Origin of the sequence: Nocardiopsis alba DSM 43377 (assembly GCF_000341225.1) — a bacterium.
In the GTDB taxonomy this organism is placed as follows: Bacteria; Actinomycetota; Actinomycetes; order Streptosporangiales; family Streptosporangiaceae; genus Nocardiopsis; species Nocardiopsis alba.
In genome coordinates this window covers 221599-242463 of sequence record NZ_ANAC01000003.1, presented here as the reverse complement: position 1 = coordinate 242463, position 20865 = coordinate 221599, and the positions used below count along the sequence as shown (strand labels likewise).

The 20865-nt window shown below is 71.3% G+C and carries 22 protein-coding genes; 8 read left to right on the top strand and 14 right to left on the bottom strand.

Translation table 11 applies throughout. From position 1 onward, the window contains the following. Positions 1-469 precede the first annotated feature (469 nt). From D451_RS0103465 to sigE, 3 genes are read right to left on the bottom strand one after another with little or no spacing between them, the layout of a single operon-like run. Complete coding sequence (locus tag D451_RS0103465; RefSeq protein ID WP_017533436.1) at positions 470-1543, bottom strand: sigma-E factor regulatory protein RseB domain-containing protein; 1074 nt, start codon at positions 1541-1543, stop codon at positions 470-472. Beyond that, a complete protein-coding gene (locus D451_RS26245; protein WP_042283153.1) occupies positions 1540-2346 on the bottom strand; it encodes an anti-sigma factor family protein in 807 nt (268 codons plus the stop codon). Before D451_RS26245 ends, D451_RS0103465 begins: the two co-directional genes overlap by 4 nt. Positions 2347-2348: 2 nt before the next feature. Then, positions 2349-2963, bottom strand: a complete 615-nt coding sequence (gene sigE / locus D451_RS0103455) for an RNA polymerase sigma factor SigE (protein ID WP_042283155.1) — start codon at positions 2961-2963, stop codon at positions 2349-2351. 320 nt (positions 2964-3283) lie between these two features. Here sigE and D451_RS0103450 point away from each other — a divergent pair, with 320 nt between their 5' ends. Continuing rightward, entirely contained in the window at positions 3284-3874 is a 591-nt protein-coding gene (locus D451_RS0103450; RefSeq protein WP_014909692.1) for an O-methyltransferase, read from the top strand. A 72-nt stretch (positions 3875-3946) separates the two neighbouring features. Here D451_RS0103450 and D451_RS0103445 read toward each other — a convergent pair whose 3' ends face one another. From D451_RS0103445 to D451_RS0103430, 4 genes are all read right to left on the bottom strand, one after another. Then, on the bottom strand, positions 3947-5434 hold the full coding sequence (locus D451_RS0103445) for a leucyl aminopeptidase (RefSeq protein ID WP_014913199.1): 1488 nt from the start codon (positions 5432-5434) through the stop codon (positions 3947-3949). Between the two features lie 95 nt (positions 5435-5529). After that, positions 5530-5697 (bottom strand): DUF3117 domain-containing protein, encoded by a 168-nt coding sequence (locus tag D451_RS27190; RefSeq protein ID WP_014909697.1) that lies wholly within the window; start codon positions 5695-5697, stop codon positions 5530-5532. A gap of 371 nt (positions 5698-6068) precedes the next feature. Further along, complete coding sequence (locus D451_RS0103435; RefSeq protein ID WP_014908876.1) at positions 6069-6650, bottom strand: hypothetical protein; 582 nt, start codon at positions 6648-6650, stop codon at positions 6069-6071. A 221-nt stretch (positions 6651-6871) separates the two neighbouring features. Beyond that, entirely contained in the window at positions 6872-7411 is a 540-nt protein-coding gene (locus tag D451_RS0103430) for a hypothetical protein (RefSeq protein ID WP_187294527.1), read from the bottom strand. A 63-nt stretch (positions 7412-7474) separates the two neighbouring features. Between D451_RS0103430 and D451_RS0103425 the strand changes: the two genes are divergently transcribed. Further along, entirely contained in the window at positions 7475-7879 is a 405-nt protein-coding gene (locus D451_RS0103425) for a hypothetical protein (RefSeq protein WP_017533435.1), read from the top strand. Positions 7880-7907: 28 nt separating this feature from the next. Here the strand turns inward: D451_RS0103425 and D451_RS0103420 are convergent, their stop codons facing one another. The 3 genes from D451_RS0103420 to D451_RS0103410 all read right to left on the bottom strand — a co-directional run bounded on the left by D451_RS0103420 (position 7908) and on the right by D451_RS0103410 (position 10833). Continuing rightward, positions 7908-8684: an LOG family protein gene (locus tag D451_RS0103420; protein WP_187294528.1), complete on the bottom strand. Its 777-nt coding sequence runs from the start codon at positions 8682-8684 to the stop codon at positions 7908-7910. A gap of 96 nt (positions 8685-8780) precedes the next feature. Beyond that, positions 8781-9845: a succinyl-diaminopimelate desuccinylase gene (gene dapE, locus D451_RS0103415; RefSeq protein ID WP_014912867.1), complete on the bottom strand. Its 1065-nt coding sequence runs from the start codon at positions 9843-9845 to the stop codon at positions 8781-8783. A gap of 151 nt (positions 9846-9996) precedes the next feature. Next, positions 9997-10833 carry a 2,3,4,5-tetrahydropyridine-2,6-dicarboxylate N-succinyltransferase gene (locus D451_RS0103410; RefSeq protein ID WP_014912853.1) on the bottom strand — a complete coding sequence of 279 codons (837 nt, stop codon included), beginning with the start codon at positions 10831-10833 and terminating at the stop codon, positions 9997-9999. Positions 10834-11100: 267 nt separating this feature from the next. On the opposite strand from D451_RS0103410, the gene D451_RS0103405 reads away from it, so the two are divergent. Continuing rightward, the gene (locus tag D451_RS0103405; protein ID WP_017533433.1) at positions 11101-11973 is read left to right on the top strand and encodes a hypothetical protein; all 873 of its coding nucleotides are present in this window, start codon (positions 11101-11103) and stop codon (positions 11971-11973) included. Positions 11974-12018: 45 nt separating this feature from the next. Beyond that, positions 12019-12354 (top strand): VOC family protein, encoded by a 336-nt coding sequence (locus D451_RS26240; RefSeq protein ID WP_017533432.1) that lies wholly within the window; start codon positions 12019-12021, stop codon positions 12352-12354. A gap of 48 nt (positions 12355-12402) precedes the next feature. Here the strand turns inward: D451_RS26240 and dapC are convergent, their stop codons facing one another. Next, positions 12403-13515 (bottom strand): succinyldiaminopimelate transaminase, encoded by a 1113-nt coding sequence (gene dapC, locus D451_RS0103395; RefSeq protein ID WP_026124793.1) that lies wholly within the window; start codon positions 13513-13515, stop codon positions 12403-12405. Between the two features lie 158 nt (positions 13516-13673). Next, positions 13674-13994 (bottom strand): ferredoxin, encoded by a 321-nt coding sequence (fdxA, locus tag D451_RS0103390; protein WP_014908468.1) that lies wholly within the window; start codon positions 13992-13994, stop codon positions 13674-13676. A 181-nt stretch (positions 13995-14175) separates the two neighbouring features. Between fdxA and D451_RS0103385 the strand changes: the two genes are divergently transcribed. The 3 genes from D451_RS0103385 (at position 14176) to D451_RS0103375 (ending at position 17091) form a co-directional block, all read left to right on the top strand. Beyond that, positions 14176-14421, top strand: coding sequence for a putative acetyltransferase (locus tag D451_RS0103385; protein WP_017533430.1), 246 nt, complete (start codon positions 14176-14178; stop codon positions 14419-14421). Positions 14422-14584: 163 nt separating this feature from the next. Continuing rightward, positions 14585-15946, top strand: coding sequence for a hypothetical protein (locus tag D451_RS0103380; protein WP_014909873.1), 1362 nt, complete (start codon positions 14585-14587; stop codon positions 15944-15946). A gap of 101 nt (positions 15947-16047) precedes the next feature. Next, positions 16048-17091: a site-2 protease family protein gene (locus D451_RS0103375; RefSeq protein WP_017533429.1), complete on the top strand. Its 1044-nt coding sequence runs from the start codon at positions 16048-16050 to the stop codon at positions 17089-17091. A gap of 6 nt (positions 17092-17097) precedes the next feature. On the opposite strand, the gene D451_RS0103370 is transcribed toward D451_RS0103375, so the two are convergent. Together D451_RS0103370 and mshB are read right to left on the bottom strand one after the other, a co-directional pair. Continuing rightward, positions 17098-17619: a hypothetical protein gene (locus D451_RS0103370; protein ID WP_241463279.1), complete on the bottom strand. Its 522-nt coding sequence runs from the start codon at positions 17617-17619 to the stop codon at positions 17098-17100. A 45-nt stretch (positions 17620-17664) separates the two neighbouring features. Then, positions 17665-18531, bottom strand: coding sequence for an N-acetyl-1-D-myo-inositol-2-amino-2-deoxy-alpha-D-glucopyranoside deacetylase (gene mshB, locus D451_RS0103365; protein ID WP_193789587.1), 867 nt, complete (start codon positions 18529-18531; stop codon positions 17665-17667). Between the two features lie 122 nt (positions 18532-18653). Between mshB and D451_RS0103360 the strand changes: the two genes are divergently transcribed. After that, a complete protein-coding gene (locus tag D451_RS0103360; protein ID WP_017533426.1) occupies positions 18654-20834 on the top strand; it encodes a S9 family peptidase in 2181 nt (726 codons plus the stop codon). Positions 20835-20865: the final 31 nt, after the last annotated feature.

Genomic DNA, 20865 nt, shown 5'->3' with positions numbered 1-20865 from the left:
GCGGCCGGGGGGGGGGGGGCGGAGCCGCTCGGCCCCGGCCCGGGGGCGCCGGATCGGTTCTCCGCGGGGGGCGCCGCGGGGTTCGGCGGGCGCTGTGGGGGGTTCCCACCGTTCTGCGGCCAGGCCCCTACGTGACCGGGACGTCCACCCGGTTCGTTCGGGGCGGGCCCCCTCCCCTGGGGGGCCTGTGGCGCCGGTCGTGGCGGGCCGCCCGGGAACGGCTCTCCCCCCGGTGGTCGACGCGGCTCGTTCCACTCGCCCGGCCGTCCCTGAGGACGGTCTCCGGGTGCCCGTGCGGGGTCCACGGGCGGCGGCACGGCCGGTCGGGACGGTCCGCCGTTCGGCGGGGGCGGAGGCGGGGTGCCTCGGCCCTCAGAGGGTTCCGAACGGTCGTTCTCCTGACTCAAAGACCTGCTCCGTACGTCGGTTGGCTTTCGGCTCGGCACACGCTCCACCGACCGGGCGGGTCCTACACCAGACCCAGCCGGGACAGACCTCTCCGGACCCTGGGCCAGAACCCGGAGGACTCCTCCGGACCGGGCAACGCCGTCACCGCCGATGAGGCCAGGCCCGCGGGGGCGTCGGCCAGGACCGTGTAGACGAAGCCGTCCGCCTGCCACATGCTCTGGTACTGGCCCACGCCACCGCCGAAGATCGTCTCGTGTCCCCTTGTGACGCCTTCTCCCCCCGTACCGGTTCCGGCGTATCCGTTCCGATCTGTGGAGGGATGTGCCTCCCCCAGCTTGCCACGCTGACTGAAGACGGAGATCTGGGACAGACCATCCGAATAGATCGTGTGGACGACCCGCTCGCCCCCGTGGTCGGTGGATCGGGCGTCCACCAATCGAAGGTTCCAGGTGAGGTACTCGGGCAGCTCCCAGCCCGCGTCACGCAGCCTGTTCCGTTCGCCGTGGTCGAGGTCGTCGCCCCAGGGCGAGCCCCCCTCGGCGTTCTCGGGCCACCCCTCGGTGTCGAAGCGCAGGTCGGTGAGGCGGCTGCTGAAGGCCACCTCCTCCGCCCGGTCGTAGACCACGCGCCCCAGGAGCAGGGCGGTCTCGGAGTCCACCCAGAAGCGTCCGGCGACGGTGGAGTCGGACCGGCGGGCCTCGACCAGACGTGCCCGTCGCCCGCCGATCGCGTCCACGCCCACGTCGGTGACCATGTAGGTCTCCTCCAGCATGGCGAGAAGACGCTCGTCGAGGGTGTCCAGGTCCGAGGAGTCGCGCACGACGAAGGCGCCCTCCTCCCTGCCCGTCGGGGACATCGCCAGTCCCTCCCCCGGCCGGTTGACCACCCGCACGTCGAGCCCGTCCCGCAGTGCGCCCTCCGGGCCCCGGAGTTCGCGGACCGCGGTATAGGCGACCTCCCCTTCGGCGTCGGCGGCGGCGCGCAACACGGGCATGCCGTCGTCCTCGCCCTTGGCGGGGACGGCCGTGGGCGCGGGGTGCGCGCCGGCGGTGAGCAGCAGGACGCACAGCGCCAAGAGGAGGATGACGGTGACGGGACCGGATTCGGAGCCGGAGGAGGTTCCCCAGACCCTCACCGGGTCGTTTCCGTCGACTCCGAGGGGACCTCGGGGTCGAACGAAGGCTGTCGGTCGCCCACCGGCCGGACCGGGTGGGAGGTGGCCGGACCGGGGTCGACCACGGGTATCTGCCGGCTGGTCACCGCGTGTTCGATCGCGTAGTCGGACAGACGGGGTTCGACCACCGGGGTGTCGTCGGAGCCGTCACCGCCCGCGATGAACGCGCTTCCCAGCAGGGTCGTGGCCACCGCCAGACCCGCGACGGCGTAGCGCCCGCCGGAGAAGGAGGGCAGCAGGCCGGAGAAGCCCTCGCCCTGTCGTGCGGTGCGCGGCGGAACGTGGCGTTCGGGTCGGGTCCGCGGCTGTTCGCGACGTGTCCCCTGTTCTTTCTCGACCACCGTGCCCTTCACCGCCGGGGCGGCCTCCGAGAAGGCCTCGGGTCCCCGGGCGGGACCCGGGCCGTTCGGCATCGGCGGCCCACCCCCCGGGAACCCGCCGAGGGGCCGGGAGGATCCCAGTGGTGGGCTGGAGCCGAAAGGGCCGCCGCCCGGAGGTTCCTGTGGTCCGCGCCCTCCGAGACCGCCGGAGGGGCCTCGGTCCCAGGGACTCTCGCCCCCGGGGCGGGCCATGAGCCGGCCCATGAAGTCCATGTCGGGTTCGGGTTCGCCGAGCCCGGTGAGGCGGCGTTTGAGCCGGCGCATCATGTCGGCCTCGAACCGGCACGACTCGCACTTGGCCAGGTGGATGAGGGCGCGTTCGTGTTCGGCGGCGCCCAGTTCCCCGTCGATGAGCGCGGACAGGCGCTCTCCGAGGTGGTCCATGCTCACTCCGCCTCCCCGTTGATCACGTTCGCTCCGTCGCGGGCCCGTTCCTCGGCCGCGAGAGAGCGCCGGTGTTCGAGCGCGCGCCGTAGCTGGGCGCGGCCCCGGTGGATACGACTGCGAACCGTGCCGAGCTTGACGTCGAGCGTCGCGGCGATCTCCTCGTAGGAGAGCCCTTCGATGTCGCACAGCACGACGGGGGCCCGGAACTCGGCGGGGAGGGCGTCCAACGCCCCCTGGATGTCGGCGTCGAAGTGCCGGTCGTCGTAACGCTGGGCGGGCGAGGGCTCACGGCCCTCGAGACGCTCGTCGGCGTTGTCGGCCAGCCCCTCGAACCGGATCCTGGCCTTGCGTCGGGCCATGTCCAGGAAGAGGTTGGTGGTGATGCGGTGCAGCCATCCCTCGAAGGTGCCGGGGGTGTAGTTGGCGAGGGAACGGAACACCCTGATGAAGACCTCCTGGGTGAGGTCCTCCGCGTCGTGCTTGTTGCCGGTGAGCCGATAGGCCAGGCGGTAGACCCGGGGCGAGTGGACCCGGACGACCTCTTCCCAGCTCGGCGGCTCCCACTCCTCGAACGCGACGGCAGGGCCGGTCTCTGGCACCGCTGCTCCCTTCATCCCGCTGAACGACCGATCGAGGGCTGCTCTGGGGGGAGTTGCTTCGTGACGATCAACGTACTTTCATCCCGATTCAACGTCGGGAGACGCCGTTTAAGTTCCCGCCGCCACGCTCGGAGTTTCGGGCCGGATCAGGCTAGGCTTTCGACCAGGGAGACTACCTGGCCGCTACCGCCATTCTACGGTGGGTGACGATCCCCCGGTCAGAACGCACGCCCCCTTCGTGAAACTGGGCATGGGAGGCCGTCATCAGCGCTGAAGAGAGCGTCGCACGCACGACGTGGGTCCGGACCGAGCAGGAGAGGTTCGAGGAGAACGCCATGGGGGACGGCCCTCTGGCCGACGCCTACGACGCCGGGGTCCGCTCGGCCGCGCCCCCGGTGGACGCCGCCACCGGGGCCGCGCTGAGATTCCTGACCGCCGCGATCGGCGCGCGTTCGGTGGTGGAGGTCGGCACCGGCTGCGGCACCTCGGGGATCTGGCTGCTCCGGGGTATGGCGCCGGACGGGATCCTGACCACGGTGGACGTCAACGCCGCCTACCAGGACTACGCGCGTTCGGCCTTCGGCCGCGCGGGTTTCGGCGCCGGGCGGGCCCGGTTGATCCGCGGGGTCGCGTTGGAGGTGCTGCCCAGGCTCACCGACGGCGGATACGACATGGTCTCGATCGACGCCGACCCGGTCTCCTACCCCTCCTATCTGGAGGAGGCGCTGCGCCTGCTGCGGCCGGGCGGGGTGGTGGTCTTCAACAACATGCTGGTGACCTCGGGTGAGCCCGACGGCCCCCTGCGCGTGCCGGACCCGGCGGAGATCGCGATCCGCGAGGTGATGCGTCGCATGCGGGAGGACGAGGACTTCATCCCCTTGCTGGTGCCCGTGGGCGAGGGCCTCCTGGCCGCCATCCGCCCCTGAACGCCTCTCTCCCCGCGCACGGGAACGGGGTCCGGACGATGTGATCGTCCGGACCCCGCGAGAGAACGTCCGTCAGCGCTCGGCGAGCCAGCGCAGCAGGGTCCGCGTGGTGAAGGCGGTCCCGCCCTTGCTCAGCAGACCGCTCTCCTTCATGGAACGGCCCGGACCCGCGATGTCCAGGTGGGCCCAGGGCAGCCCGCCGGTGAACTCGCGGAGGAACAGCGCGGCGTCGGTCGCCCCGGCCGGGCCGAGTTCACGACGTGTCCCGATGTTGGCCAGGTCGGCCACCCGGGACTCGGTCGTGGGCACGTACTCCTCGGTGAGCGGCATCCGCCACAGCGGCTCGCCCGCGGCGTCGGCCGCCTTCGTCAGCTCCGCCGCGACCTCGTCGTCGTTGCTGTACAGGGCGCCCATGCCGGTGCCCAGCGCCACCTTGGCCGCGCCGGTCAGGGTGGCCACATCCACCAGCAGATCCGGCTCCAGCTCGGAGGAGGCGTAGCCCAGGGCGTCGGCCAGGACCAGACGTCCCTCGGCGTCGGAGTTGAGCACCTCGACGGTCTTGCCCGTGTAGGTGGTCAGCACGTCGCCGATACGGGTGGCGTCGCCGGAGATGGAGTTCTCCGCCAGCGCCAGCAGACCGGTGACCTTGGTCCGAACACCCAGGTCCCGTAGGGCCGAGAGGACCGCCAGGACGATCGCCGAGCCGCTCATGTCGGTCTTCATCAGCGACATGTTCTCGTTCGGCTTGAGCGAGAGACCGCCGGTGTCGAAGGTGATGCCCTTGCCCGCCAGGACCACGTGCCCGACGGGGTTCTCCGGGGTGTAGGTCAAGCGCACCAGACGCGAGGCGCGGGACGAACCCTGACCGACGGCGAGGATCGCGCCGAACCCCTCGTCCTGAAGGTCCTTCTCGTCCCAGACCCGGACGGAGAGCTCCGCCTTCTCGGCCACCTCCCGGGCCCGGGAGGCCATCCACTCCGGGTCCTTGGTCAGGGAGGGGGTGTTGATCAGGTCCCGGGCCAGGGCCGTGGCCTCGGCCAGACGAGCGCCCCGGGTCAGGGCCTCGGCGACGGCGTCGGTGGCGCCGACCACCTCGATCCGTTCGGCGGGGCGCCGGTCCTCGGGAACCGGCTCGGACTTCATCGTGAACGTGTAGGAGGCCAGGAGGGCACCCTCGGCGAAGGCCGTCGCGGCCTCACCGTCGGCGCCGGGCCAGGCCAGGGCCACACGTCCGTCGCCCCGAGCGGCCCGGGCGAGGACGGCGCCGGCCTTCCGGAGGTCGGCGGGGCTGCCCGAACCGACTCCGAGAAGGGCCAGACCGACCAGGCCCCCGTCCCGGGACACCGGGAACCGGGAGAGCTCACCGGGTGCTCCGGTGAGCGAATAGTGAGCGAACAGCTCGGTGAGCGGGGCCGGAAGGGCCGATGTCAGTCCGCCGTCGGCGACACCCTCGGCCGCCTCGGGGCCTTCCCCTCCCGTGAGAACGGGGAGGACCAGCAGGTCCGCGGTGGATTCGGCGAGGGTCCCCGGCCGGGGACGGATCTCCGTGGCGAAAGGCACAGCCGCTCACAATCGTTCGCTCGTCATGGGAGGTGTGGAACCTCGGGGGTCATCGGGGCGTTCCGGCCCGGTGGGGGAGATTCGATCGGTCGGAGTTACCCGACGACGCCCTGGAGCGCGTCACGCAGTTCGGTCGCCTCGTCGGGCGTCAGTTCGACGACCAGACGGCCTCCGCCCTCGAGCGGTACCCGCATGATGATGCCGCGACCCTCCTTGGTGACCTCCATCGGCCCGTCACTGGTCCTCGGCTTCATCGCCGCCATGCCATTCCCCTTTCTAGGTGTTCCTCGTGTCAGGGCCGCCCCACGATGTCGGCGCCGATCCACGTGTGTGTCCCGGATCCGCGGCCGTGGGCCGGGTTCGTGTGACTCGTGCCCATGTGACTTAAGGGACGTGAATCACTCTTCGCCCATTATCTCGGAGGTCGGCCCGTGTATGTGCGCCAGGCGACAGTCGGACCGCCACCGATAACGAGGAGGCTTCGATCAGTAAGGTTATATCGATCCCGCCCGACACCCGATCTCGACGAGCGCGTTACGCGCTCCGACGGCCCTGTCCTCAGGGGTTCCGGTGGTGTTCGGACGTCTTCCGGAAGAAGGGATCCGGCCGAGACCGGGGTCCGCCTCGCGCGTTCTCAGTCCAGGGTTCCGGTGGAGACCATGCGCGTCCCCTCGCGGGTGATCGAGGCCCATTCCGCGTTGAGTCCCGGGCCCGAGTCGGGCCACAGGGTCAGTTCGGCCTCGTCCACGCAGCGTTCGTCGGGATCGGCGATCTCGGTGTAGGTGTACACCAGCCGGTCCCCGTCGCGCGCGGACAGTTCCAGCGTGCCGGAGCAGGAGAAGGTGGTCCAGGAACTGGTGCCGCGTTCGGCCCCGTCCTCGATCCGCACCTCGGCGTCCCACTCCGCCACCGGTCGGCCGTCGGTGTCGACCTGGTCCATCCGCCCCGACCAGGACCCGACGAACTCCTCGGGGTCGGAGGTGACCGTGGCCGGCCCCTCGTCGGAGGGGCCCCACAGGGTCCATGCGGCGGCCGTTCCTCCGGCCGCCAGCACGAGCGCGAAGGTCACCACGGCCAGCCGGGTGAAGCGGCGCCGACGCTTGCCGGAGTGCCGGTTCGAGCGGGGCGGCGGCCATAGGGACATCTGGCGCACCGGGGTGGGGGAGCCCCCCGATCCGTCCTCCTCGCCCGCCCTGAGTTCGGCTGCTGTGTCCATCCTCGCCATCCTCACCGATGGTCCGCCCCGCTCCGGCGGAGCGGGGGTACGCATGTACAGCGAACGAGAATAGAGCACACGGACCACCCCCCTCGGACCACGAGGGGGTGAGGGTGTGACGCACGGCATCCCGTTCTCGGCCGCGTCGAGGCGTGTCACGGCTCTTCCGCGCCGCTCACCGGCAGTGTCCGAGCCGACGAACGCGCCGTTCGGGAGACGGTTCAGGGACGCTCTTCGCCCCGACCACCGCCGACGGTGGCGCCGTCCCCCTCGGGGGCGTACTCGGCCGGGTCCACGGGGGCCTCGACCCGGTCCGTCCTCGGCTCCGTCGCCTCGGCCTCGGCGGCCCGCTCCACGTTCGCGTCCTCGTCCTTCGGCGTGATCTCCTCGACGCCCTCCGGGAAGTCGCCCGGCAGGTGGGCGCCGGGCGCGGGGCCGGTGCCCTGCGGCACGTAGGAGGGGTCGAGGCGGGCCAGACGCCATTCCAGGTCCGCGATGCGTTCCTCACGCTCGCGCAGGGTGGAGGTCAACCTCAGCAGCAGGGCGTCCACCGCCCGCACGTGGTAGCCCCACAGCGACAACGGCAACAGCAGGCCGGACAGGTCACGGGAGCCGACCGGGCGCCCATCGGGCAGGTCCAGTGGGGGGAAGTCGGCCTCGAACCGGGCGAGCCCCCCGCCCTTGCCGAGTACGACGTAGACCACTCCCACGAGGACGGCGAGCGCGGCGACGGCGACCAGGATCATGATGAAGTAGGGCACGGCTCCGATCGTGCCACACACGTCCCCTGTCCCGGGAGTGCCGGAGCGTGGGAGACTCGGCGGGTGCCGAACGAACCCTTCCGAGTCCTGACACCCGAGGAGCTCGCGACCGCCGAGGGCTCCTCCGCCGACCCGGTCGTCTCCCGCGCGATCGACGCCGGGCGCCGACCGTCGACGGCCCGGGTCGAGGAGTTGGCGGCGTCGGGTACCCCGGTCCTGGTCCGCTGCGACCCGGCCCCCGAGACGAGTGCCGCCCCGGCCGAGCCGACCACCGTCCCGGCACCCGCCCTGGCGGGCACGGTCCCGGTGGAGGCGGCCGAGGAGGTCGCGCTCGCCTCGGTCTACGCCTGGGCCGGTGCGCGGGTGTTCGTCACCGACCATCCCGAGCGGGTGCGTCGGGCCCTGGACATGGTCGCGTCGATCCGAGGCGAGCGTCCGCCCGCCGCCGTCCGCCGCGGCCTGGTCTGAGCCCGGCCCCGCCCTTCCGTCTTCCGGATCAGCTCGACGGGCCGGGGCGGTCCCGCTCGAACGTGTCCTCCAGGTGGCGGTGGGACCGCTGGATCACGGAGATCACCTCGTCGGGATCGTCGGTCATGTACAGCAGGTCCATGTCCTGGGGCGAGATGAGGTTGTGCTTGAGCAGGCTGGACTCGACCCAGTCGCGCAGACCGCCCCAGAACTCGGTGCCCACGAGCACCACGGGGAAACGCGTCACCTTCTTGGTCTGGACCAGGGTGATGGCCTCGAACAGCTCGTCCAGGGTGCCGAACCCGCCGGGCAGTACCACGAAGGCCTGCGAGTACTTCACGAACATCGTCTTGCGGACGAAGAAGTACCGGAAGGTGACGCCCATGTCGACATAGGGGTTGAGGGACTGCTCGAAGGGCAGCTCGATCCCGAGCCCGACGGACAGGCCGCCCGCCTGCTGGGCCCCCTTGTTGGCCGCCTCCATCATGCCGGGGCCGCCCCCGGTGATGGTGGCGTAGCCCGCCTCCGCGAGCCGGGCTCCGACCTGCTCGCCCAGCCGGTAGTACTCGCTGTCCGGCCGGATCCGCGCCGAGCCGAAGACGCTCACCGCGGAGGGGAGCTCCGACAGCAGCCCGAAGCCCTCGACGAACTCCGACTGGATGCGCAGTACCCGCCAGGGGTCGGTGTGCACCCAGTCGGTGGGGCCCCTGCGGTCGAGCAGACGCTGGTCGGTGGTGGTGGCGGGGATGGCGCTGCCGCGGTAGGTGAGCGGTCCGGCGCGCCTCACGTTCTCTTCTTCCGTCATGCACGTAAAACTATCCGGACGGAGGCGCCTCACACCTGAATCGCGTGTGACCCGCGGGTGGCCACTGATGGCCGCCGCGGGTCACGCGCTCGGGGGTCAGTCCCGGGCGGTGAGCCAGGCGACCATGCGCTCCTCGGCCTCGCGGATCTGCGAGATCGTCGCGTACTCGTCCCTGGTGTGGGCCAGCATCGGGTCGCCAGGACCGTAGTTGACGGCGGGAACGCCCAGTTCGGAGAAGCGGGAGACGTCGGTCCAACCGAGCTTGGCGCGCGCCCGGCCGTCCCCCACCGCGGTGACGAACGCGGCGGCCGAGGGGTCGTCCAGTCCGGGGCGGGCCGGGGCGGCGGAGTCGGTGAGGGTCACCTCGAAGCCGGCGAACACCTCGCGCAGGTGCGCCTCGGCCTCGGCCGGAGAACGGTCCGGGGCGTAGCGGTAGTTGACCTTGACCACGCACTCGTCGGGGATGACGTTGCCGGCCACGCCGCCTTCGATGAACACGGCGTTGAGACCCTCGTGGAAGGCCAGACCCTCGACCTCGGGCTGTCGAGGCGTGTAGGCGCGCAGGACGTCCAGGATCGCCCCGGCCTTGTGGACGGCGTTCTCGCCCTTCCAAGAGCGGGCGCTGTGGGCGCGCTTGCCGGTGGCCTTCACGTCCACGCGCATGGTGCCCTGGCAGCCGCCCTCGATCATGCCGTCGGTGGGCTCCATGAGGATCGCGAAGTCGCCGGCCAGCCACTCGGGGTGGTTGCGGCTCAACCGCAGGAGGCCGTTGAGGGAGGCGTCGACCTCCTCGTTGTCGTAGAAGACGAAGGTGAGGTCGTGGACCGGCTCGGTGACCAGGGCGGCCAGCTTGAGCTGGACGGCCACACCGGCCTTCATGTCCGAGGTTCCGCACCCGTAGAGCCGGTCGCCGTCCACGTGGGAGGGCACGTTGTCGACGATCGGCACGGTGTCGAGGTGACCGGCGATCACGACACGACGGTCGCGTCCCAGTTCGGTGCGGGCGACGACCGCGTCGCCGTCACGGGTGACCGTGAGGTGGGAGAGGGTCGACAGCGCGTTCTCGACCGCGTCGGCGAGGTTCTTCTCGTCACCGCTCTCGGAACGGATATCCACGAGGGCGGCGGTCAGGTCCGCCACGTCCGAGGTCAGGTCCAGCATGGTGTCGCCCCGTTTCACTGGGTGTGGGTTCGCGTCCTGTTCGGTGCGTGCGCGCCCCGAGTGCGCGGCAGGCACCTGGAACACCCTAGAACACGCGACGGGGCGCCCTCCCACGTGCGGAAGGACGCCCCGGATCCGAACGCGTCGGACGTCAGGCGTTGACGCCGTGCTCGCGCAGGAGGTCGTTCAGGGCGAGCTTGTCGTGCTCCTGCCCCTCCTCCAGACGCTTGAGCACCAGCAGCACCGGCATACCGAAGTCGCCGCCGGGGAAGCTCTTGGTCCGGTTGGCGGTGACGCACACCGACCAGGCCGGGGCCTCGCCGCGCGCCAGTTCCTCACCGGTCTCGGCGTCGAAGACGCGCGTGGAGGAGGTGAGGATGGTGCCCGCGCCGAGCTTGGCGCCCTTGCGCACCCGGGCGCCCTCGACGACCATGCTGCGCGAGCCCAGGAAGGCCTCGTCCTCGATGATCACCGGGGAGGCCTGCGGGGGCTCCAGGACGCCGCCGACGCCCACGCCACCGGACAGGTGGACGTTCTCGCCGACCTGCGCGCAGGAACCGACGGTCGCCCAGGTGTCGACCATGGTGCCCGAGCCGACGTAGGCGCCGATGTTGGTGAAGGACGGCATGAGGACCACGCCGGGGGCCAGGTAGGAGCCCCAGCGGGCGATCGCGCCGGCGACGACGCGGACACCGTCGAAGCGGGTCTTCAGCGGCATGCGGTCGTGGTGGTAGAAGTCGCCGACCGTCGACTCCTTCATGTCCAGGACCTTGAAGCCGAGGAGGATGGAACGCTTGGCGCGCTCGTCGACCACCACACCGTCGGTGGCGGGGTCGACGAAGGCCACACGGGCCTTGCCCTCGTCGATCTGGTCGATGGCGCCGGTGATGATCTCACGCGCCTCGGAGTGGTCGGGGGTCAGTTCGGAGCGCCGCTCCCAGAGTTCGTCGATCTGGTCGGGCAGCGGACTGGTGTACGAGCTGGTCATGTGAACCCACGTTAGTCGCTCATCGGGGGTGGGCCGTATCCACCCCGCCCACCTGTGGCGAGGGATCGGTCACCGGGGCGGCCCCGCCTCGGGAAGCCTTCCTATGAGTCTTCGTAGCTCCTACTACAATGCGGCCGAGGCCCGCCGGCCGCCCTCCTCACGGAATCCCTCCGAAGGATCTCCCCGGCGGCCCGGCGCACGGCCTCGGCCCCGCACGCCGCGGGGGCGATACGTGCGTCCCACCCGTCGCCGACCCTTGGTTCGCCCGTGCCCAGTAAACGCAGGAAGTTCTCCGCGTTCGCCAAGATCCTCCTCATCCTGACCTTCGTCTGCTCCCTGTTCGTGGCCGGCGCCTACTACGTGCTGACCACGTTCGAGCCGTTGAACACGGAGGAGGCTCCCGAGCCCGGATGCCGTCTGACGCTGTCGGACGGCACCTACGACCTGGAAGCGGACCAGGCCGTGAACATGACGACCGTCGGCGGTGTCGCGTACAGCCGGGACCTGCCCGAGGAGGCGGTGACCGTCGCCTACGCGACCGTGTGGCAGGAATCGCGCTTCTACAACATCGGGTACGGGGACCGGGACTCGGTGGGTCTGTTCCAGCAGCGCCCGTCCCAGGAATGGGGCGACCCCGAGGAGATCATGGACCCGGTGTTCGCCAGCCGGTCGTTCTACGACGCGCTGATCGAGGTGGACGGCTGGGAGGACATGCCGGTCTACGAGGCCGCGCAGCAGGTGCAGCGCAGCGCCCACGGGTTCGCCTACGACCAGCACGAGGCCCTGTCCAGGAGGATGGCCGAGGCCTTCACCGGCGGCGAGGGGACCGACGTGACCTGCTGGTTCGACGCGGAGACGGCGGAGGCGCTGCGCGAGGGCGAGGCCGACACGGCCGGGGCCGAGGAGGAGATCGCCCGGGTGTTCGGCACCGATCCGGCCGTCCTTCCGGTGGACTCCGAGCCGAGGACCGGCGACCTCGGTCGGGCGATGGCCCAGTGGGCCGTGACGCACGCCGAGGAGTACGGTCTGTCCTCCGTGAGCTACGAGAACCTGCGGTGGCGCGCCTCGGACGGCATGGACGGCGCCGAGCAGTGGACCGAACTGGAGGAGGGCACCGACGGACGCCTCGTGCTCCGCTAGTCGACGCCCTAGGATCCGGCGTATGAGACCGGGAACCATCGACCAGTGGGTCATCGACGCCGTCGCCCCTCCGCCCTCGCCCGCTTCTGGGCCGAACTCTTGGGAGGCGTCCCGGTGGACCGGCCCGACGGGTGGTCCTACGTCGACCTACCGGGGGCGCCCCGATTGTCCTTCCAACCCACGGACGAGCCCGAGAGGACGCCTCACCGCGTCCACGCGGACGTGCGTGTGACCGACATCGCCGAGTCGGCGGAGCGGCTGCTCGCGCTGGGGGCGACCGCCGTGGGCGAGACCGCCACCGACGCCCAGGGGGCGTTCCGGGTCATGCGCGACCCCGAAGGGAACGAGTTCTGCCTGGTCCGTCCGACCGGACGCCCTTGAGCACCGCCGGGCGCCGGGGAGACCCCCGACGCCCGGACGGGCCTCACATCACTTCGCCAAGCGCTCGACGGCGGCGTCGACACGCTCGTCGGTGGCGGTGAAGGCCACCCGTACGTGACCTTCGCCCGCCGTGCCGTAGAAAGCGCCCGGGGCGACCAGGACGCCGCGTTCGGCGAGCGCGCCCACCGCCCCCCAGGAATCGTGGTCCGGGTGGCTCGCCCACAGGTACAGGCCGGCCTGGGAGTGCTCGATCCGCCAGCCCGCGCCCTCGAAGGCCGCGCGCAGCCGGGCACGGCGGGCGCGGTAACGCTCCTTCTGCTCGGCCGCGTGGGCGTCGTCGTCCAAAGCCGCGCGCATGGCCGCCTGGACCGGGGCGGGAACGATCATCCCGGCGTGCTTGCGCACCGCCAACAGTTCCGCGACCAACTCGGGGTCGCCCGCGACGAAGGCCGCGCGGTACCCCGCGAGGTTGGAACGCTTGGACAGCGAGTGCACGGCCAGCAGGTTCTCGTGCGAACCGCCGCAGACGTCCGGGTGCAGGATCGAGATCGGCTCGGCGTCCTCCTCCCAGCCCAGGTCGAGGTAGCACTCGTCGGAGGCGACGATGGCGCCGTGCTCGCGGGCCCAGGCCACCACCTTGCGCAGGTGGTCCTTGCCCAGGACCCGCCCGGTCGGGTTGGCGGGGGAGTTCACCCACACCAGCCGTACCGGGGCCGGACCGAGCGCGGTGAGGCCGTCGGTGGCCACCGGGGTGGCTCCGGCGATCCGCGCCCCCACGTCATAGGTGGGGTAGGCCAGCTCGGGCAGGACCACCGTGTCGCCCTCGCCCAGGCCGAGCAGGGTCGGCAGCCAGGCCACCAGCTCCTTGGAGCCCACCGTCGGCAGCACCGCGCCCTCGGCCACGCGCACGCCGTGGCGGCGCTCCAGCCAGCCCTGGATGGAGGCGCGCAGCTCGGGCGTCCCCCAGGTCAGCGGATATCCGGGCGAATCCGCGGCGGCGGCCAGCGCCTCGCGCAGGTTCGCCGGGACCGGGTCGACCGGGGTGCCGACGGACAGGTCGACGATGCCGTCGGGGTGGGCCGAGGCCGTCGTCTTGTACGGCGTCAGACGGTCCCAGGGAAAGGTCGGGAGACGATCGGTCACCGGTCGCCGTTCACCCATCGGGGCGTTCTCCATCCTGTTCGGAAGCTGTGGTTCCTTCTCCGCACAACAGCGTCGCGCCGACCCCGCCTCGGGGATCGGCGCGACACATCACGCTCGGGGCAGGCCTCACGCCCACGCGACCTCTGCGCCAAGGGGATGCGTTGGCGTAGCGTCGCTCACTCGGCCTGCGGAGGAAGCTTGGCGACGATCGGGTGGTCGCGGTCGATCTTGCCGACCTTGGAGGCGCCGCCCGGCGAGCCGAGGTCGTCGAAGAAGTCGACGTTGGCCTTGTAGAACTCGGACCACTGCTCGGGCAGGTCGTCCTCGTAGTAGATGGCCTCGACGGGGCACACCGGCTCGCACGCACCACAGTCAACGCACTCGTCCGGGTGGATGTAGAGCATGCGGTCGCCCTCGTAGATACAGTCCACGGGGCACTCGTCGATGCACGCCTTGTCCAGAACATCAACACAGGGTTGCGCGATGACGTAGGTCACGTCGTACTCCTTGTCTCACCCCCGCTCACCCACGGGGGAGGCGGGGACCTTCAGAGTTCCCGGGGCCACGATCGACGTGCGGGCGTCGCCCGTGCTCCCGGCTCTGCAAGCTATTGGCACAGATGTCGTCGTCCTAGTATGGCGCCGGACGACATTCGGCGCACACTCGGGGGCGGGAATCATGCACTTGCGGGGCCGGCTGGTCCACAGAATCACACGGGATGACGTCGGTCGGCGCGTCTCCCTGCGAATCACCCTCCCCGAAGGGGACTTCACCGATATCGTCGGTGTGGTGGAGTCCTGGTCCGAGGGGATCCTCACCGTGCGCCGCAGGGACGAGTCGACGGTCGAGGTCGCCGAGAACGCCATCGTCGCCAGCCGTGTCGTTCCCCCCGTACCCCCACGACGGCGGGGTGAGCGTTCCTAGACCCCACATCACGGCATTCTTCACCCTTTCCCGGGTAGGAGAGGCTGAGCCCTGTCGACGGCGCCCCCCAACCGTGACCTCGGGCCGACAACGAAGCACCGTGCCCGGACGTCCTGTTCCCCGGACGGACGGGCCCTAGGCACGCGGGGAGGTGGTGCCCACCATGAGGGAGGCGGTCGCGTCGGCTCTCGCCGAACTGGCCCGTAGGGACGAGCGGTCGGCGGAGATGGCGGCCATTGCACTGCACACCCTGGCCCCGGAGCAGGATCTCGAACGGCTCCATCAACACGCCGTCCAGCGTCTCTGCTGGTACGAACTCCCCCTCAGGTTCCAGAACTCCCCCGAGGACCGTCGGCTGGCCGTGGGTTCCCTGGGGCGACTGTTCCAACTCCTCGAACTGTTCCGCTACGCCGGTGTCTGTTCCTCCCCCGAGACCGCCGCCCTGCTGGACCTGTACGAACGCGACCACAACGCCGCCCTGGCCATGTACGAGCGGCTCATGTGGGAATCCGGGGTGGAGCCCCCCGACCTTCCCGAACTGACCTGGGGCACCGCCGTCGGCGACGTGGAACTGACCGTGCGCGGCGAGACCGCCGCGGCCCTGGAGTTGGCGGTCTCCCTCGGTGACATCCGGCCGGGCAAGCGCGGCTGGCGACCCGCGCAGGAGCGTTTCGCCCGCTCCTTCCTCACCCAGCCCGACCGGCACGGCCTGAGCCGGCTGGACCGGATCCGCGAGGAGCGTGTCCGCGCCTGGCTGGGCTCTTCCGCCCACCCGCATCGGCAGCACCTGTGGCCTCTGGTCGGACAGATCATCGCCGGAGCGGACACCCCCAGGGACGCCGAGACCGCCATGGCCCCGCTACGCCGTCTGCTCGATCTGGCGGCGGAGGGGATCTCCCTCACCCAGATCGGCTACATCTCCCCCGGCGTGGTCAGACTCATGTGCGAGGACTTCGGCTGGCGCACCACACCCGACCCGCCGCGCAACGAGACCGACGCCACCCAGCTCATCGCTCTGCACCAGGTGCTGAGGTCCATGCGCGCGGTCCGTCGATCCGGACGCCGACTCGAACTCACCCGCCGCGGCAGGCGGCTGCGCGAGGACCCCGATTCCCTGTGGGTCGCCGCCACCGAGGCCCTGGGACGGGGCGGCGGTCTGGAACAGGCCGCCGCGGAGACGCTTCTGGGGCTGCTGCTGACCCGCTCCCCTCAAGGACTGGGGTCCCACGCCCGGCGGGGCACCTCCGACGCCGAGGCCGCCGAGCGGGTGCTCACCGAGTCCGGGTGGCGTCCGTTCGAACCCCCTGTGGCCTCCGGCCGGCACGCGGCCGCGCACCGCCGCACGGCCGAGAACTCCTCCGATCGGATACGCGCCATGGTGATGGCGGTGGGCTGGTTGTTGGAGGCGCTCGGGCTGGTCGTGGGGGACGAGAGCGTGGGCCGCCGTGAACTGACCCCGGTGGGACGATCGTTCGCCCTGGCCTGTCTGCACAGGTCGGCGGTGTCCCCTCGCGCCGTCGTCTGACCCCGCCCGTACGACCACTCCACGTGAGGGCACCCGCTGCGCGGAGCTCGAAATCAGGGCCTAACCTGGAGCGCGAACCACCCGCGACCAGCAGGAGCCTCATGCCCACGCCCGAGTCACCCCAGCAGACGGAACCCGAGAACACGACCGTTCCCGACGCCGAGGACCCCGGCAGCGGCGACGAGGCCCGCTCCGCCGATCCGTGGTCCCGGATGCCCGAGGACGCCCTGAACAGATCGGGGGTCGGGGCGGACGAGGACGGCGGTTCCGAGGAGGGACGCGAGGGCGACGCGACCGACTCCGATGAGTCCGATGAGACGCCCGAGAGCGCGGAGTCCGACACCCCCTCGCGGGGACCGGCCGACTTCCTGCCCAGCCCCCTCTTCCTGCTCGTCCTGGGCCTGGCCGGGTTCGCGGGCTGGCTGTCCTGGCGCGCCGTGGAACTGGACTGGGCCGCCGACGGCGCGGCGGTCACCCCGTTCATCCCGCCCCTGCTCATCCTGCTCGGCTGGATCGTGTCGGTGGCCGTGCACGAGTTCGCCCACGCCCTGGCCGCCTACCTGGCCGGCGATCGTTCCCTGCGGGGAAGCGCCTACCTGCGGCTGAACCCGTTCGGATACCGGCAGGCCTTCGGTGGCCTCGTGCTGCCCACGGCCTACCTGGGGCTGGGCGGCTTCGGTCTGAACGGGCCCCCCACCTACGTGGAATGGGAGAACATCCCGGGTCGCGGTCGCCGGGTCATGGTGGCCCTGGCCGGACCGCTGGCGAGCCTGCTGCTGTCCGCGGTGCTGGCGTTCACCGTGTCGATCCTGGTCCCGGCGGGCCAGGACAGCGTGAACTGGGCGATCTCCTCGATGGCCTTCCTGGCCTTCGCCAACATGACCAGCGCGGCGGTCAACCTGCTGCCGCTGCCCGGCCTGGACTGCTACCACGTCCTGGCCGCCTTCCGCGGCACGCGCTGGACCGCGTTCGTGGCGGCCAACGGCCTCTTCTGCTCGATCGCCGTGTTCGCCGTGCTCTGGCTGCCGGTGGTCCGGGACCTCTTCGACGACCTGTTCTACGCGTTGTTCGAGCTGCTCCTGCCCAACCCGGCCATCACCGGGATGATGTTCCACGGCGAGCTGCTGTTGCAGTTCTGGGGCTGAGCGGGCTCAGTCTCCGACGGAGCGGGGCGGATCGGCGGGAGCGTCGATCCGCCCCGCCCCGTTCTCTCCGGTGGTGGGCGCGGGCGGCCACTGGAAGGGCGCCGCGCTGCGCACCACACCGAGGGCCAACGCCACCATCGAGCCGAACAGGAAGACGTAGTTGACGATCGCGTCGGGGAAGATGATGTCCCCGCCGGGCAGATAGCCGATCATGCCCATCAGGGACAGCGCGAAGCCCGCCGAGAATCCCAGCGCCCCGGACTGACGGCGGCTCCCCCAGCCGGCCAGCCGGGTCAGCGCGTACAGCGCCACCAGCAGGAGCAGGACCCCCGCGACGGCCTTGACCTGGGCCAGGCCGCCCAGGGGCCACTCACGGGCGAACCAGGACACCCCGAAGCCGGACAGGACGCCGGTGGCCGCCCCTGTCGCCATCAGGACCAGGAACGACAGCACGGTCACCGTCGGGGACACGAACGAGGGCACGGGACGGCGGCCCTGGGGCTGTGGGGTGGAAACAGGTGTGCTCACGGAAACCGAGGGTAGGCGCTCGGCGGACCGTGGCCGGCCCGAAGCTCACAGACCGGCGAAGAGGTCGGTCTCGTAGCCGTCGGGGCCGGGCTTGGGGGGAGTCCCCATCAGCAGGGTGAAGTACTCGACCGCGTCGATCTCCTGGGCGATGTCGTTGGAGAGGGCGAAGCGCTCCCCCTCGACGGTGATCTGGGTGGCGTGCGCGCGCATCGCCAGGGCCTTGGCCGCCCAGTGGTCGGTGGCGTCGATCCGGGTGGTGACGATCGAGTCCGGGGTGCCTCGGGCGATGTCGGAGACCCGACTCGGCGGGGTGAAGGGCCCCGCCTCCTCGTTGAGGCGGGCGATGGAGGCCTCGATCCGGGAGACCGGCTGCGCGATCGCGTAGAGCCTCTCCACCTTCCAGGGGGCGCCGGGGAGGGTGCGCTCGCCGGCCTTCGCGCAGGCGCGGCGGGTGACCCGGTGGGCCTGGATGTGGTCGGGGTGCCCATAGCCGCCGTGCTCGTCGTAGCTCACGAGCACGTGGGGACGGACCTCGCGGATGATCTCGGCGAGCAGGGCGGCCGGCTCTTCGACGTCCACGCCCCAGAAGGCCTTGGGGTGACGGTTCGTGGGGCCGCCCATCATCCCGGAGTCGCGGTAGTGCCCGGGGCCGCCGAGGAAACGGTGGTCCCGCACCCCCAAGGCCCCGCAGGCCTTGTCCAGCTCCCCGATCCGGTACTCGCCGAGTCGGTCATCACGGTCGGAGGTCAGGTGGGCCAGTTCCGGCGGAATGACCTCCCCCTCCTCGCCCAGGGTGCAGGTCACCAGGGTGACCCCGACCCCCTCGGCCGCGTACTTCGCCAGCGTGGCACCGGTGACGATGCTCTCGTCGTCCGGGTGCGCGTGCACCATCATCAGTCGCCTGTCCATCACCCAGCGAACAATACCCCCCGGACCAGGCCTTCCCTGAACAAAGGCCTGAATTCGACCGGTCCGCTCCCCGGGCGTCGAAGCCGCCGCAGCGCCCCGTCCAGGTGATGGGACACAATCGGCCTATGAGCTTTCCTCGTCAACAGGCCCGGACCCAGCGCTTCACGATCGGGGTCCCCCGCAACTTCCAGATCTCCCCGGACGGGGAGAGCGTCACCTTCCTGCGCGGCCGGAACGGCACCGACACGGCGACCTGCCTGTGGCGGTACACCCCGGAGAACGGCGCGGTGACCGTGCTCGCCGACCCCCGAGAGCTCGGCGCGGACGACGAGAACCTCCCCCCGGAGGAGCGCGCCCGCCGTGAGCGGATGCGCGAGCACGGCGGCGGCATCGTCTCCTACACCGTCGACGACGCCTTCACCCGCGCCGTGTTCACCCTGTCCGGTCGCGTGTTCTACGTCGACCTGGTCGGCGACGACACCGCTCCGCGCGAGCTTCCGGTGGCCACCCCGGCCGTGGACCCGAGGATCGACCCGGCCGGCGACCGGGTGGCCTACGTGCACCAGGGCGCGGTCCGGGTCATCGACATCACCGACAACGGCGACGAGGACCGGGACCGGATCCTCGTGGAGCCGGACGGCGAGCACGTCACCTGGGGTCTGGCCGACCTGGTCTCCGCGGAGGAGATGGGCCGGGTCCGCGGCTTCTGGTGGTCGCCCGACGGCGCCTCCCTCGCGGTGAGCCGCGTCGACGAGTCCGAGGTGAACCGCTGGTTCGTCGGAGACCCGAACCGCCCCGATCGGGAACCGCAGCCGCTGCGCTATCCGGCGGCGGGCACCGCCAACCCGGACGTGCGGCTGGCGGTCGTCTCCGTCCCCTCCCCCACCGCCTACCGGGCCGACGGCCGCCCCACCCCCGCCCCGATCGAGTGGGACCGGGAGGCGCTGCCCTACCTGCCCACCGTGGGTTGGACGACCGGCCCCGACGGGAACCCCACCCTGATCTTCACCGCCCAGAGCCGCGACCAGCGGACCCTCACCCTGTTCAGCTCCGACCCCGCCACCGGACTGGTCTCGGCGGTGCGCACCGAGAGCGACGAGGTGTGGGTGGAGCTCATGCCGGGTGTTCCGGACTTCACCGCCTCGGGAGCCCCGGTGTGGATCGCCCGTGAGGAGGGCACCGGCGCCCGTCGCGTGTACGTGGGCGAGAACGCCGTGAGCGCCGCCGACGTGTACCTGCGGGGCGTGGTGGACGTGGACGGCGACCGGGTACTGTTCTCCGGCTCACCCGAGGGCCGCCCCGGCGACCTGGCGCTGTGGCTGGCCGACACCCGCGAGGGCACCTGCCTTCCGGTGGAGGTACCGGGCGGCGGCGAGGGCGGTCTGCTCTCCGGGCGCCTGCGCGGCGACACCCTGGTGCTCCAGCACCGTTCCCTGGACTTCACCGGGGTGCGCACCCACGTGATCCGCGGCGCGAGCACCGAGACCCGCCGCACGCACGGTGAGATCGAGAGCCTCGCCGAGACCCCCGAACTGCCCGAGCCCCGGGTCGAGACCTGGTTCGCCGGCGAACGTCGCGTCCCCACCTCGCTGCTCCTGCCGTCCTGGTGGAAGGAGGGCGAGGGATCCCTGCCGGTGCTGATGGCCCCCTACGGCGGCCCCCACGCCCAGCGGGTGCTCAACGCGCGCGGCGCCTACCTGACGGCCCAGTGGTTCGCCGAGCAGGGCTTCGCCGTCCTCATCGCGGACGGACGCGGCACCCCGGGCGTGAGCGTGGAGTGGGAGCAGGAGGTCCACCACGACCTGGCCGGCCCGGTGCTGGACGACCAGGTGGCCGCCCTGGAGGACGCGCTCGGCCGGTTCGACTTCCTGGACGCGACCCGGGTGGGCATCCACGGCTGGTCGTTCGGCGGCTACCTGTCCGCGTTGGCGGTCCTGCGCCGCCCGGACGTGTTCCACGCGGCGGTGGCGGGCGCCCCGGTCATCGACTGGGCGCTGTACGACACGCACTACACCGAACGCTACCTGGGCACGCCTCAGGAGCAGAAGGAGGTGTACGAGCGTCTGTCGCTGGTCTCGGACGCCGTAGAACTGCGACGTCCGCTGATGCTCGTCCACGGGCTCATCGACGACAACGTCGTGTTCGCGCACACCCAGCGCATGTCGGAGGCCCTGCTCGCCGCCGGCCGTCCGCACACCGTGCTGCCGCTCGCCGGCGTGACGCACAGCCCCGCCGACCCGGTGACCGCGGAGAACCTGCTGCTGCTCCAGGTCGACTTCCTCAAGGAGAACCTGAAGGGCGCCTAGCGCGCATGGGCCCCGGTGCCGTAACGGCGCC